The sequence below is a fragment of the Brucella sp. H1_1004 genome, assembly GCF_047308065.1.
Taxonomy (GTDB): Bacteria; Pseudomonadota; Alphaproteobacteria; order Rhizobiales; family Rhizobiaceae; genus Brucella; species Brucella pseudogrignonensis_B.
This window is the reverse complement of the sequence record NZ_JAYKZA010000002.1, coordinates 1,024,561-1,037,214: the sequence shown is the minus strand read 5'-3', so window position 1 is coordinate 1,037,214 and position 12,654 is coordinate 1,024,561. Positions and strand designations below refer to the sequence as shown.

Below are 12,654 nucleotides of genomic sequence, written 5' to 3'. Positions count from 1 at the left end.
ATGCGACCCGTGAGGGCCCTCTCTCATGCATTCCAGCCTGTCCGCCAATGGCAGGATCAGACCGTTCCCTTCTTCACACAACATAGAGCCGTGCTGCTTGTTTGTCTTTGCGGCATTATGTGCCGCAAGCATTCTGTTTTGTCAGCTTCCGTTATTACCAGCCGGAGCCAGTTTTGCATTCGCAACAGGCTTCGGCTTATCAATCGGGAAGAACGTATAGGACAGCGTGATTGTCTTCACGTCCTTCAAATCTGGATCGTTGACGATTTCAGGATCAACGAAGAATACAACCGGCATTTCCATGCTTTCACCCGGTTGCAGCGTCGTATCGGTAAAGCAGAAACACTCAACCTTGTTGAAATAGGCTCCCGCCCTGCCCGGCGCGACATTGAAACTTGCGCGTCCATATGTCGGTTCATCGAACAGATTACGCGCATCATATTTGACCATTGTGGTTTCACCGATGCGAACGGTGACTTCACGTTGCGCTGGCTTGAAATCCCAAGGCAGAGCATTCGACGTATTGGCATCAAAACGCACTTTGACCGTCCGGTCGAGGATCGTATCCGAATATTGCTCGACACGCTGCGTTGTACCGCCATAGCCAGTGACCTGACAGAAAATGCGGTAGAGGGGAACGGAAGCGTAGGCCGCACCAATCATGCAGAGGAAAAAAGAAACGCAGGCAATAGCGACCGTTCGGTTCGAGCGGTTCAGCTTCTTCTGCTTTTCGTCACTCTCATGCTGTTGAACCATTTTCTCCTCCCGAAAACGAATAACAGTCGATCAGTTCAGGCCGATTAAATCGTCCGAGCGAATATATTGGCACCAAGCTTGGCAACGGTGCCAATATAAACAAGCACCACAAACAACAGCAGGGCAATCGCCAGACCAATCGAGCGATTGCGCTGCGCTTTTTTCTGCGAAGGCGTCGGAACAATCAGTTCCAGTTTTTCTGTAGGCAGGTTCTGCCCTGTCTTTTCTGTCACGACGCTCTCCATTCCATCTCCTCAGAGGATACCAAAGCCATTCAGCAACTTTATCGCCAAAGCTTCAAACAGCAGTACAGCGAAAATCGCCGAGAGATAAATCAGCGAGAAGCGGAACAGCTTGCGCGCCGCAAGAAGCATCTGTGACTGGCCTTCTGCCATCCACATGCGCCACGCGTAATAAACAAAAGCCAGACCAAGCAGTGACGAAATCACACCATAGGTGATGCCAGCAAAGCCCATCAGGTAAGGCAGTACACCAACGGGCGCCATAATAACCGCGTAGAGCATTGCCTGGCGGCGTGTGGACAATTCGCCCTTAACATTTGGCATCATCGGAATTCGCGCAGCTTCGTAGTCCGTGCTGGAGAAGAGCGACAGCGCCCAGAAATGTGGTGGCGTCCAAAGGAAAATAATCATGAACAGGACGACACTGTCCCATGTGATCTCACCGGTTGCTGCTGCCCACCCGATCATTGGCGGGAAAGCTCCGGCAGCGCCACCAATCACAATGTTTTGCGGTGTCGAGCGCTTGAGCCACATCGTATAGACAACGGCGTAGAAGAAAATGGTGAATGCCAGCAAGGCGGCGGAAAGCCAGTTGACCATCAGACCGAGTGTCAGCACAGAAAACACCGAGAGCGTGAGTCCAAATGCCAGAACCTGATTGGGCGCAATCACACCTGCGGGTATTGGGCGCTTTTTGGTGCGCTTCATGACCGCGTCAATATCGGCGTCATACCACATGTTAAGCGCACCTGATGCGCCAGCACCAACTGCAATACACAGGATGCTGATCGCAGCCAGAACCGGATTCATATGACCGGGCGCAAGCACCAGACCGACAAGGCCTGTAAACACCACAAGCGACATGACCCGCGGTTTCAGCAGGACGATATAATCCCGTGCAGTCGCCTCTGAAAGAGCGAATGCATCCTCGGAAACTGCGTTTTTTTCCACCAGAGACATTAACTTCAACAACCTCAAACTCACCGGGCCAATGCTGCGCCCGGCCCTGAGCACAGATCAGCAATCCAAAACGACTATACCTCCCGGAGATGCATTCTTCCTATCGAAAGCGTCGTTCTTGAACGTCAGCCGATGACAGACGGAAATGAATGCCGCCTGCACATAACACAGTTTTGGCTGAGGGCGAACCCCTTTCAGGTTCTCGCCCTCAGCACGTTTACTTTATACGCGGAAGCTGTTCCCACTGGTGATAAGGCGGCGGCGATGAAAGCTGCCATTCCAGTGTTGTCGCACCAGGACCCCATGGGTTTGCGCCTGCTTCACGCTTCTTCGCAAATGCCTCGAAGACATTGTAAAGGAAGATCAGCACAGCAAAGCCTGAAATGTAGGAACCGTAAGACGACACCATGTTCCAGCCTGCATAGGCATCCGGGTAGTCGATATAACGACGCGGCATACCAGCAAGACCGAGGAAGTGCTGCGGGAAGAAAACGAGATTAACGCCGATGAAGGTGACCCAGAAATGGAGCTTCGCGGTGAACTCGTCATACATATAGCCGCTCATCTTCGGGAACCAGTAATACCAGCCTGCGAAGATTGCGAACACAGCCCCCAGTGAAAGCACGTAATGGAAGTGCGCCACAACGTAATATGTGTCATGCAGGGCGCGGTCGAGACCGGCATTGGCGAGCTGAACACCCGTGACACCACCAACGGTGAACAGGAAGATGAAGCCAATCGCCCAGAGCATCGGTGCGCGGAAGGTGATAGAACCACCCCACATGGTCGCAATCCAGGAGAATATCTTGATGCCTGTCGGCACCGCGATAACCATCGTCGCGAATACGAAATAGCGCTGCGTATCAAGTGACAGCCCCACCGTATACATATGGTGAGCCCAGACCACAAAGCCGACCACGCCAATTGCGACCATCGCATAGGCCATGCCGAGATAGCCAAAGACCGGCTTGCGCGAGAAGGTCGAGATGATGTGGCTGACGATACCAAATCCGGGCAGGATCAGAATGTAAACTTCCGGGTGACCAAAGAACCAGAACAGATGCTGGTAGAGGATTGGATCACCGCCGCCTTCCGGTGCAAAGAATGATGTGCCGAAATTGCGGTCTGTGAGCAGCATCGTAATGCCACCGGCCAAAACAGGAAGCGAGAGAAGCAACAGGAATGCAGTTACCAGTACCGACCAGGCGAACAACGGCATCTTATGCAGCGTCATGCCCGGAGCGCGCATGTTGAGGATCGTGGTGATGAAGTTAATCGCACCAAGGATCGACGACACACCTGCGATATGCAGCGCAAGAATTGCAAAGTCGATCGCCGGCCCCGGCTGACCACTGGTTGAGAGCGGCGGATATAAAGTCCAGCCGCCGCCAACACCCCACGTACCGGGTGAAGCAGGCATGAACAGTGAAATCAACAGCAGCAACAATGCCGGTGGCAGCAGCCAGAACGAGATATTGTTCATGCGTGGGAACGCCATATCCGGTGCGCCGATCATCAGCGGAATCATCCAGTTGGCATAGCCGCCGATAAGCGCTGGCATGACCATGAAGAAGATCATGATCAGCGCGTGCATCGAGGTGAACACATTGAACATGTGCTTTCCGGCATCAAGTGCCGCATCACCTTCAACGCCATAAACCATCGCCGCCAGACCATGGAAAATCTGGATGCCCGGTTCCTGCAATTCAGCGCGCATCGCAATAGACAATGCGCCGCCGATAATGCCTGCCGTGATTGCAAAGATCAGATACAGCGTACCGATATCTTTGTGATTGGTAGAATAAACCCAGCGCACCCAGCCTTTTGGCTTGTGATCGTCATGCGCATTATGGGCTCCATGCTCGTGAGCTGCTGTGCCAGCCATGGAATTCGCTCCCGTCTTTCAACAGTGTTGCGTACAGCGCTTTTAAAAGCTCGCCGCAGCTACCTTGTCATTTGTATTGCTTTCAAGCTCAGACCTGAGCGCCTTGTTTGCATCTTGCAAGTTTGTCGCCGCTGCGCTCAGCCATGTATTGTACTGCTCGTCAGAGACGACACGCACGGCGATCGGCATATAGGCGTGATCCTTACCACAAAGCTCAGAGCACTGGCCGTAATAAAGACCTTCTTTGTCTGCCTTGAACCAGGCCTCATTAATGCGACCTGGAATAGCATCCATCTTCACACCGAAAGCTGGAATCGTCCACGAATGAATCACATCTGCGGCAGTCACAAGCAGCCGAACAGTTGTCCCGACTGGCACCACCACTTCATTATCGACCGCCAGCAAACGAGGATAGACAGCCAGATCTTCCTTGCCCTCGGCTGCACGATCTGCGGCCTTGAGAAGGAGCGAATCAAAGCTGACCGGGTTTTCTGTCTGATACTCATAGCCCCAATACCACTGATAACCCGTTGCTTTAACGGTCAGCGTCGGATCCTGAGGCGAATATTGAGCGGTCAGAAGCTGAAACGACGGAACCGCCAGAAACAGCAGGATAATCACCGGACCAACAGTCCAGATGACTTCAATCGCCGTGTTATGGCTGGTTTTGGATGGCTCGGGATTTGCGCTGGCGCGGAATTTCACCACGCACCAGATCAACAGCGCCAGAACCAACAGTGTGATCGGCACGATGAACCAGAGCGTGTAGCGCTCAAACCAATGAATCTGTTCGGCTATTCCCGTAGCCGCAGCTTGAAATGTCATTTCCCACGGACGTGGCTGATCCGCCAGAGCGGCACCACCGGTCCACAGCAAAGCGGAAGCACCAACGATGGCACCCCTCGTTGTGGCAACAATTTTATCCACCAGAACTCTCTCCCTTTTTGCCCTTTCGAGCTGGACGCCGGACGTACAGACGGCCGTATCCCCCGTCAGCGTTCAAATCACACCTTAACCCACACCGCAAGGAAGGCGAATATGTTCCTGTGCGGCATTTTTGCGCGTGAGTCTGCATCAGAGCTTCGTACCCCAAATTCAGGAACAGTCTGCGAGAAAGCCAACACAAGCCTCCGAAAACTTGGGAAAACCCGGAAAGTCACATAATGAAGCCATGATTTAGAATAAGGTTTCATTTAACGTGCCGCATGATAATGGATGCAACTGCCGTGGAAAGCATCGCAGATGCGATGCTGGCAAAGCCTTTTCGATCATGGTGCGGGAGCGACAATAGCTTTTCACCGCGTGTTTGAGAGGATAACGTCCCGGTGATTCGATCTGGAGATTTCATGATTTTCCGCCCATCCAACCGCCGCCCGATCTTTCAGCGCCTTGCAATCCTTGCAACAGGTGCAGCTCTGGCTGTTTCGGCTGCAACTTTGCCATCTTCCGCACAGCAAGCGCCTGCGCAGCTGCCTGCACCAAGTGCACAACAGGAATCCGGGCAGTCGCCTTCGACACCACAGCAGAGTGGCACATTGAAGTCGCAGCATGGCCCTTGGGCGATCCTGTGCGATACGCCAGCGGGTGCCAAGACTGAACAATGCGCCCTCATTCAGAATGTGGTTGCCGCCAAGCGCCCTGAACTCGGCCTTTCAGTCGTTGTTCTCAAGACCGCCGACAACAAGGCACGTATCCTGCGTGTCCTCGCACCGCTCGGCGTATTGCTGCCAAACGGCCTCGGTCTGAATGTCGACGGGAAAGATATCGGTCGCGCTTATTTCGTGCGCTGCTTTGAAGATGGTTGCTACGCAGAAGTCATCCTCGAAGACGAACTGCTCAACACATTCCGCAACGGTAAGTCTGCAACCTTCATCGTCTTCCAGACACCGGAAGAAGGCGTCGGCATTCCGGTTGATCTAACAGCGTTTGGTGAAGGCTTCGACGCCCTGCCTTGATAAGATTCTGGCGCTGACGGGCTGCAAACCGCATCCCGCTGCGCTTCCGGTGCTCATGTACCGTTAAGTACACTGCGCTCCGGTTCTCGCGACACACGGTTTTCGCCTCGTCATCACCACAATCGCGACAGTTGTTAATCTGATGGTTGTTCTTAACCGATTTAGCGCTTACATCCTGTGGCAAACACATGCCGCAGGATTATTTTTATGAAAAGCCTGATTGATAGCTTCGACGTAAACCGTGACGATATTGAACGCCTTGTCTCGCAGAGCCTGAAAGGCAGCGATGACGGCGAACTCTTCATGGAGTATCGCGAGGCGGAAGCACTCGTCTTTGACAATGGCCGCCTCAAGACCGGCTCGTTTAATCAGGAACAAGGTTTTGGCCTGCGCGCTGTAGCGGGCGAAGCTATCGGCTACGCTCATGCAGGCGACATGTCCGTTGCAGCCCTCAAGCGCGCATCAGACGCAGTTTCTGCAACGCTTAGCGACCATAGCGGTAACTATGCGGCAGCACCTGCTGGCACCAATCGCCATCTTTACACTGACGAGAACCCAATCGGCTCGCCAACCTTTGATGCAAAGGTTCAGCTCCTGCAAAAAATTGACGCCTATCTGCGTGCCAAGGATCCGAAGGTGCGGCAGGTTTCAGTCTCAATGGCAGGCTCGTGGCAGCAGGTCGAAATTCTGCGCGCGGATGGTCATTTCGTGCGCGATATTCGCCCGATGGTGCGGCTGAGTGTTTCGGTGGTTGCCGGCAATGGCGACCGGCAGGAATCCGGCTCGCATACGCTTGGCGGGCGCAAGGGCTTTGGCGATTTCATCACCACCGAAAGCTGGCAGAGCGTCGCCGATGAAGCCTTGCGCCAGGCGCTAGTTAATCTTGAGGCGATCCCTGCCCCTGCAGGCACTTACGATGTTGTGCTGGGCAATGGCTGGCCGGGCGTCATGTTACATGAGGCTGTCGGCCACGGCCTTGAAGGTGACTTCAACCGCAAAAAGACGTCAGCCTTCGCAGGGCTGCTCGGCCAACAAGTCGCCTCGAAAGGCGTAACCGTGGTCGATGACGGTACGATCTCGGAGCGTCGCGGGTCTTTGACCATCGATGATGAAGGCACGCCAACCAATCGCACGGTGCTGATTGAGGATGGCAAGCTCGTCAATTACATGCAGGACCGGCAGAATGCGCGTCTGATGGGTATGGAAGCGACCGGTAACGGGCGGCGTGAATCCTATGCACACGCACCGATGCCGCGCATGACCAACACTTATATGCTTTCAGGCGACAAGTCGCCGGAAGAGATCATCGCCTCCATGAAGAAGGGCATTTATGCCGTTTCCTTCGGTGGTGGTCAGGTGGACATCACATCCGGCAAATTCGTGTTCGGTTGCACAGAAGCTTATATGATCGAAGATGGCAAGATTGGTGCACCGATCAAGGGCGCGATGCTGATCGGCAATGGCCCGGATGCCATGCAGCGCATTTCGATGATCGGCAATGACATGAAGCTCGACACCGGTTCGGGCAATTGCGGCAAGGGCGGACAGTGGGTGCCGGTCGGTGTCGGTCAGCCGCATCTCCGTATGGATCAGGTGACTGTGGGCGGTACGGCAGTTTAAAGCCCGCTCATGCAACTGATCGATAAATATCTGCCGGACTATGGTTTCAGCGAAGTGCATGGCTGCAATGTCAGCGCTTCGCCGGAAACTGTCTTGCAGGCCGCAATGAACTACCGACCCGAAACGGATGCATTTTTCCGTAGCATGATTGCACTGCGCGAAGTGCCAATGCGTGCGCTTGCACGGCTGCGCGGACGGAAAAGCACGGTCGCCCCACCGTTTGGGCTGCATGAATTTACTCTGCTGGAACACAAGCCCGGCGAAGCACTGGTTTATGGACTGGTAGGGCAATTCTGGAAGGCAGATTTCGGCCTTCATAAAATAGAAAACAGCAAAGACTATCTGGCCTTCAGAATGCCGGGGGTCGCCAAGCTCGCGCTTGCCTTCATCGTGTCTGAACAGAGCGGCAAAACGCGGCTTGTCACGGAAACGCGTGTCTTCTGTCCAGATCGCAGAAGTCATCTGCGTTTCACGCCCTACTGGTATCTGATCCGGCCCGTCAGTGGCATCATCCGGGGCCGCATTCTCAACTCCATCCGAAAAGCCAGCGAAGCATCACCTGCCCGCTATGGAGCGCCCGTGTGAACATCATCGCGCATGTTGAAATTCCAGTGACGAAGCTTGAACGTGCCATCGCGTTCTATAGTGCGGTCTTTGGCATCAGCTTTGGGGATGTGGTTGAAATCCACGGCAACCGCATGGCCTATTTTCCATTTGAGGAAGGCAAAGACGGTGCAAGCGGCGCGCTGGCGGAAGGTGAAGTCTACGTCCCAACCATTCATGGCGCTATCGTCTATCTCAGTGTTGACGACATAGACCAAGTCATCGCAAAGGCGACAGAACGAGGCAGCGAAGTCCTGTTTCCCAAAACTGCGATCGGGGAAAACGGGTTTGTGGCAGAAATCTCAGATAGCGAAGGCAATCGTATTGCAATCCAGTCCTTATAAAGTGCAAACTTGCTGCAAATACCTGACTGGAGGAGATTATGCCTGAAACACCATATGACTGGAGCGGAAAGCAGCCTGAAAAGCATTCCCGACAAAAGCGTATGATGGTGATAGCAGCTGCAACCATGATTGCGCTGCTCTTCACGCTGGCTGTAGTGGATGCAATCCTTATTCTGGTCGACTGATGCCGCCGGTCTATGAAATCGACTGTACCGGCATAAAATCCCCCAACGAACTCTGGCAACGCTATCTCGACACAGTGCCCGTGCTCGACCCGGAATCCTTCGGCTATACGCTCGATTCATTCTGGGATGGTGTGCAATGGGGCGGCCCCGGATGGCCCGGAGACTGTGAACTGGTATTTAGAAATGTGGAAGCCCTGCGCGATTTAACAACGCTTGGCGGCAAGCCCTTTTTGGAAGCATTTCTGCAATTGGTAGCCGATACGGATCGAGTGAAGATCAGGCTCGACTGATCCTGTTCCAAACTTTGCCGACTGGTTGGCAAAACAATCAAGCGCTCAAGCCACCCGCGACTGTTATGACAGTTCCGGTCACAAATCCTGATTTAACCGATGCTAACCACAGCGCGGTTTGTGCAATGTCTTCCGGCTCGGCGATGCGTCCCATGGGTGTCATGGCAGCGATTGTTGCGGGTCGATCAGGGTTGCCACTCGTTGCGTGAATAGACGTATTGGTTGTCCCAACACGAATGGCATTGACGCGGATACCTTCGGGAGCCAGCTCTTTGCCTGCGCCGATGGAAATGGTCTCGACGGCGCCTTTTGATGCAGCGTAATGCACATATTCGCCGGGGCTTCCGAGAACTGCCGCAACGGACGAAATATTGATGATTGTGCCACCTACGCCGCCATTTGTTGTAGACATGCGGCGTGCGGCTTCCTGAGTGCAATAGAGCAAACCAAAGACATTTGTTTTGAATGTTTTTTCGAGCGCCTCTTCAGAAAGCCCCTCGATGCGCGTCGCCTGGCCAATTACGCCTGCATTGTTGATGACACATTGTGGCGCACCAAGCGCACGGTCACAGGCGGCGAACAGGTCGGCGACATCTTGTCGGTTGGCGACATCACTGCGCACGGCGATTGCCTTAGCACCAAAATTTTTGCACGTTGAGACAACTCCGCGTGCCGCATCTGCATCGCTGAAATAGCTGATGCAAACGTTATAACCTTCACGCGCAAAAAGAAGTGCGGTGGCGGCGCCAATACCTCTGCCGCCGCCAGTAACGATAACAACTGGCCTCACGTCACGCCCTCCCCGCGCTTTGACCCGTGTCAGATCCCTGGGTTTTCCTCCAGAAGACCTTCGACAAATTCAAAAAGTCCCGGACGGCGATCACGGCGCAGACGCTCAGCAATGATGATACCTTTAATGCCTGCATAAGAGCGCTGAAGGTCCTCATTGATGACGATATAATCGTATTTCGCCCATTTTTGGATTTCAAAACGCGCATTCTGCAAGCGGGTCTCGATCACATCTGCGGTGTCTTCCGCGCGGCGATTGAGACGGTTCTGCAACTCACGCATGGTTGGCGGCAGAATGAAAATCGACACGACATCGGCAGGCATTTTGGCTTGCAACTGCTCAGCACCCTGCCAATCGATATCGAACAGCATATCCTTGCCATCGGCCAGCGCTTCTTCAGCCGTCTGGCGTAGTGTGCCGTAGAAATTGCCGTGCACTTCCGCCCATTCGATCAGCTCGTCATTGTCGCGACGGCGCTCAAATTCGCGCTTGGTGATAAAGTGGTAATGTACGCCTTCAATTTCGCTTGGGCGACGTTCACGCGTGGTCACGGAAACGGACAGCGAAAGGTTCATATCCGCATCGCTTAGCAATTGCCGCGCAATTGTCGATTTGCCAGCACCCGATGGTGATGAAATCACCACCATCAGACCGCGACGCGCAATGCCATGTTCGACCGAAGAGATGGCCATTTTCCGTTACTCCAGATTCTGTACCTGTTCGCGAAACTGATCGACAACGGCTTTCAGTTCAAGACCGATTGCCGTAATCGACGCTGCATTCGATTTTGAACACAGCGTATTGGCTTCGCGATTAAATTCCTGCGAAAGAAAGTCGAGCTTGCGCCCGATTGGTCCGCCATCAGCAAGAAGCTTTCGGGCGGAGGCCACATGGGTTTCAAGCCGGTCCAGCTCTTCCTGAATGTCTGCCTTGGTGGCGAGAAAAGCCGCCTCCTGATAAAGCCGCGCTTCATCGAGATCGCGCCCGGTTTCCATCAGCAGCGCAACCTGAGTGCCAAGCTTGGCGCGGATGGTTTCGATGCTGCGCGATGGATCATTGCGCGCTTCACGCGTCAGGCGTTCAATCGCATCCACATGGCTGGACAAAATCGTAAAAAGCGACTGTCCTTCATGCTTGCGTGCTTCGGCAATGGCTTTCAGCGCCCCTTCAAAGGCCGCAACAACTGCAGCCTCAAGCCCGGCACGTGCATTGTCGTCTTCACTCACCTGCGTCTGATCAATGATACCACGCAGCGCAAGAATACCGTCAACACTTGCTGGTGCCAGACCATGGCGGGCTTGCAGCTCAGCGCCGAGTTTCAAAACCTCATCAAGCATAGCCTGATTGATTGCAAAACCGGCCTGCACCTCTGCGCGTTCAACACTAAGGCTGGCCTGAAAGTTTCCGCGCGAGAAATAGCGGGCCTGAAGCGAGCGTATCGCATGCTCTGCGCCTTCCAAGCCCTGCGGCAAGCGCAAACGCAGGTCCAGTCCCTTGCCGTTGACCGAGCGTACTTCCCACACGATCCGCGCTTCATTACCGTCGGCGCCATACTGTATCGCGTGGCGCGCAAACCCTGTCATACTCTGGAGCGCCATATCTTTATCCTTCAAGCGAAATAAAACCGCCCATTACTGGGCGGTGTTTTGCTGCTGCAGCTGGTTTTTTTCCTGCTCTACCGCGCGCCATTTGCGCACATTGGCATTGTGTTCCTGCAACGTCTTGGCAAAAACGTGGCCACCGGTCCCATCTGCAACGAAATAGAGGTCTTCCGTATCCAGTGGATTGGCAACGGCTTCAAGCGCTGCACGCCCCGGATTGGCAATCGGTGTCGGTGGAAGGCCGTTGATCACATAGGTGTTGTATGGCGTTGGCTTATCAATATCCGACTTGAAGATTGGGCGATCCGAGGGTTTTCCCGCACCACCGAACAGTCCGTATATGATGGTGGGATCAGACTGGATACGCATACCCTTGTTCAAACGGTTGACAAAAACCGAAGCAACATGCGGACGCTCCGATGCAATGCCTGTTTCTTTCTCGACGATCGAAGCAAGCGTCACAAATTCATTCTTGTCCTTGACCGGAAGGTCTGGACGACGCTTTGCCCATGTCTCATCAATCAGCTTCTGCTGCGAGGCAATCATACGATTGATGATTTCTTCGCGTGTCGTGCCGCGTGTGAAATGGAGCGTATCCGTGAACAGCTCACCTTCCGCTGGCATTTCCTTTGGCATGTCGCCAACGAGGATCGTATCGGCAGAAATGCGGTCGAACACCTGCTTAACCGTAAGGCCTTCGGGGATCGTCAGCGGATACATGATTGATTTGCCGCTGATGAGAATATTCATCACGTCGCGCATGGTCGCTCCGGCAGGGATCGCATATTCGCCCGCCTTCAAATCATTCTCGTGGCCATAGGCGCGCATGCCATAGCGAAAAATGCGGGCATCGCTAACGATCTCGCGGTTTTCGAGACTGTTGGACACTTCCGAAATGCCAGCACCACGTTTTACGAGAAAAGTGGTTTCCGCAGTCAATGGACCTGCCGAGTCAAACTGAAGCTTACCAAAATAAAACAACGCCGATCCACCAATCAAAATCAGCACCAGCAGCGACAACATGAAGTTCATGAAGACGACAATCTGGCTGCGGGCATGACGCGAACGCTTGCGCGGCGGCGGAGTGCCAGGCTCTGGACGCAAGACTTCCGAGGCAGATTTTGGCACAAAGGGCGCAGCAGGCGCGGCCTGTTCCGGCGTCGTAGACGATGGTGTGTTATCCTGCGGCGGCTGTTGGACGGAATTGCCTCCCGCCTTTTCCTCTGACGTCACTCGACTACCTCGTCTTTAGAGCGCATCCCGATCTCATTAAATCAGGTCTGCGCTCTTTTGCTCTGATCCGCCTGAAACGGCATCCAAATCAATTACATTTTGTAGAGCAACACTAAACATAAATGGAAATTTTAAACATGACATAGGGTCATATTTTGACAAAAACGCGGAGAAATCCCCGCGTTTTTAA

General features: G+C 53.9%; 15 protein-coding genes. 6 read left to right on the top strand and 9 right to left on the bottom strand.

Annotated features, from left to right (window positions below):
• Positions 1–141: 141 nt before the first annotated feature.
• The 5 genes from U2P60_RS12205 to coxB form a co-directional block, all read right to left on the bottom strand.
• The gene (locus U2P60_RS12205) at positions 142–756 is read right to left on the bottom strand and encodes a cytochrome c oxidase assembly protein (RefSeq protein ID WP_413572835.1); all 615 of its coding nucleotides are present in this window, start codon (positions 754–756) and stop codon (positions 142–144) included.
• A 44-nt stretch (positions 757–800) separates the two neighbouring features.
• Positions 801–1,001 (bottom strand): hypothetical protein, encoded by a 201-nt coding sequence (locus U2P60_RS12200; RefSeq protein WP_250040302.1) that lies wholly within the window; start codon positions 999–1,001, stop codon positions 801–803.
• 9 nt (positions 1,002–1,010) lie between these two features.
• Positions 1,011–1,958, bottom strand: a complete 948-nt coding sequence (gene cyoE, locus U2P60_RS12195) for a heme o synthase (RefSeq protein WP_413572834.1) — start codon at positions 1,956–1,958, stop codon at positions 1,011–1,013.
• A 217-nt stretch (positions 1,959–2,175) separates the two neighbouring features.
• Complete coding sequence (ctaD, locus tag U2P60_RS12190; protein WP_313828091.1) at positions 2,176–3,843, bottom strand: cytochrome c oxidase subunit I; 1,668 nt, start codon at positions 3,841–3,843, stop codon at positions 2,176–2,178.
• 42 nt (positions 3,844–3,885) lie between these two features.
• Entirely contained in the window at positions 3,886–4,737 is an 852-nt protein-coding gene (gene coxB / locus U2P60_RS12185; protein ID WP_313828604.1) for a cytochrome c oxidase subunit II, read from the bottom strand.
• Between the two features lie 452 nt (positions 4,738–5,189).
• Here coxB and U2P60_RS12180 point away from each other — a divergent pair, with 452 nt between their 5' ends.
• From U2P60_RS12180 to U2P60_RS12155, 6 genes are all read left to right on the top strand, one after another.
• Complete coding sequence (locus tag U2P60_RS12180) at positions 5,190–5,798, top strand: invasion associated locus B family protein (RefSeq protein ID WP_413572833.1); 609 nt, start codon at positions 5,190–5,192, stop codon at positions 5,796–5,798.
• 207 nt (positions 5,799–6,005) lie between these two features.
• The gene (gene tldD / locus U2P60_RS12175; RefSeq protein ID WP_413572832.1) at positions 6,006–7,418 is read left to right on the top strand and encodes a metalloprotease TldD; all 1,413 of its coding nucleotides are present in this window, start codon (positions 6,006–6,008) and stop codon (positions 7,416–7,418) included.
• Between the two features lie 9 nt (positions 7,419–7,427).
• Positions 7,428–8,003 carry a hypothetical protein gene (locus tag U2P60_RS12170; RefSeq protein WP_413572831.1) on the top strand — a complete coding sequence of 192 codons (576 nt, stop codon included), beginning with the start codon at positions 7,428–7,430 and terminating at the stop codon, positions 8,001–8,003.
• Complete coding sequence (locus U2P60_RS12165; RefSeq protein WP_413572830.1) at positions 8,000–8,365, top strand: VOC family protein; 366 nt, start codon at positions 8,000–8,002, stop codon at positions 8,363–8,365. The genes U2P60_RS12170 and U2P60_RS12165 overlap by 4 nt, the downstream gene beginning before the upstream one ends.
• A gap of 38 nt (positions 8,366–8,403) precedes the next feature.
• Positions 8,404–8,550 (top strand): hypothetical protein, encoded by a 147-nt coding sequence (locus U2P60_RS12160; protein ID WP_313828086.1) that lies wholly within the window; start codon positions 8,404–8,406, stop codon positions 8,548–8,550.
• Positions 8,550–8,840, top strand: a complete 291-nt coding sequence (locus tag U2P60_RS12155) for a hypothetical protein (RefSeq protein ID WP_413572829.1) — start codon at positions 8,550–8,552, stop codon at positions 8,838–8,840. The genes U2P60_RS12160 and U2P60_RS12155 overlap by 1 nt, the downstream gene beginning before the upstream one ends.
• A gap of 37 nt (positions 8,841–8,877) precedes the next feature.
• Here the strand turns inward: U2P60_RS12155 and U2P60_RS12150 are convergent, their stop codons facing one another.
• From U2P60_RS12150 to mltG, 4 genes are read right to left on the bottom strand one after another with little or no spacing between them, the layout of a single operon-like run.
• Positions 8,878–9,630 carry an SDR family oxidoreductase gene (locus tag U2P60_RS12150; protein WP_413572828.1) on the bottom strand — a complete coding sequence of 251 codons (753 nt, stop codon included), beginning with the start codon at positions 9,628–9,630 and terminating at the stop codon, positions 8,878–8,880.
• Positions 9,631–9,659: 29 nt separating this feature from the next.
• The gene (gmk, locus tag U2P60_RS12145; RefSeq protein ID WP_413572827.1) at positions 9,660–10,322 is read right to left on the bottom strand and encodes a guanylate kinase; all 663 of its coding nucleotides are present in this window, start codon (positions 10,320–10,322) and stop codon (positions 9,660–9,662) included.
• A 6-nt stretch (positions 10,323–10,328) separates the two neighbouring features.
• A complete protein-coding gene (locus U2P60_RS12140) occupies positions 10,329–11,228 on the bottom strand; it encodes a YicC/YloC family endoribonuclease (RefSeq protein ID WP_413572826.1) in 900 nt (299 codons plus the stop codon).
• 33 nt (positions 11,229–11,261) lie between these two features.
• Positions 11,262–12,464 carry an endolytic transglycosylase MltG gene (gene mltG / locus U2P60_RS12135; RefSeq protein ID WP_413572825.1) on the bottom strand — a complete coding sequence of 401 codons (1,203 nt, stop codon included), beginning with the start codon at positions 12,462–12,464 and terminating at the stop codon, positions 11,262–11,264.
• Positions 12,465–12,654: the final 190 nt, after the last annotated feature.

Coding starts and splice junctions, on each gene's coding strand:
- U2P60_RS12205 (WP_413572835.1), bottom strand. CDS start 756: ATGGTTCAACAGCATGAGAGTGACGAAAAGCAGAAGAAGCTGAACCGC.
- U2P60_RS12200 (WP_250040302.1), bottom strand. CDS start 1,001: ATGGAGAGCGTCGTGACAGAAAAGACAGGGCAGAACCTGCCTACAGAA.
- cyoE (WP_413572834.1), bottom strand. CDS start 1,958: ATGTCTCTGGTGGAAAAAAACGCAGTTTCCGAGGATGCATTCGCTCTT.
- ctaD (WP_313828091.1), bottom strand. CDS start 3,843: ATGGCTGGCACAGCAGCTCACGAGCATGGAGCCCATAATGCGCATGAC.
- U2P60_RS12180 (WP_413572833.1), top strand. CDS start 5,190: ATGATTTTCCGCCCATCCAACCGCCGCCCGATCTTTCAGCGCCTTGCA.
- tldD (WP_413572832.1), top strand. CDS start 6,006: ATGAAAAGCCTGATTGATAGCTTCGACGTAAACCGTGACGATATTGAA.
- U2P60_RS12170 (WP_413572831.1), top strand. CDS start 7,428: ATGCAACTGATCGATAAATATCTGCCGGACTATGGTTTCAGCGAAGTG.
- U2P60_RS12160 (WP_313828086.1), top strand. CDS start 8,404: ATGCCTGAAACACCATATGACTGGAGCGGAAAGCAGCCTGAAAAGCAT.
- U2P60_RS12155 (WP_413572829.1), top strand. CDS start 8,550: ATGCCGCCGGTCTATGAAATCGACTGTACCGGCATAAAATCCCCCAAC.
- gmk (WP_413572827.1), bottom strand. CDS start 10,322: ATGGCCATCTCTTCGGTCGAACATGGCATTGCGCGTCGCGGTCTGATG.
- U2P60_RS12140 (WP_413572826.1), bottom strand. CDS start 11,228: ATGGCGCTCCAGAGTATGACAGGGTTTGCGCGCCACGCGATACAGTAT.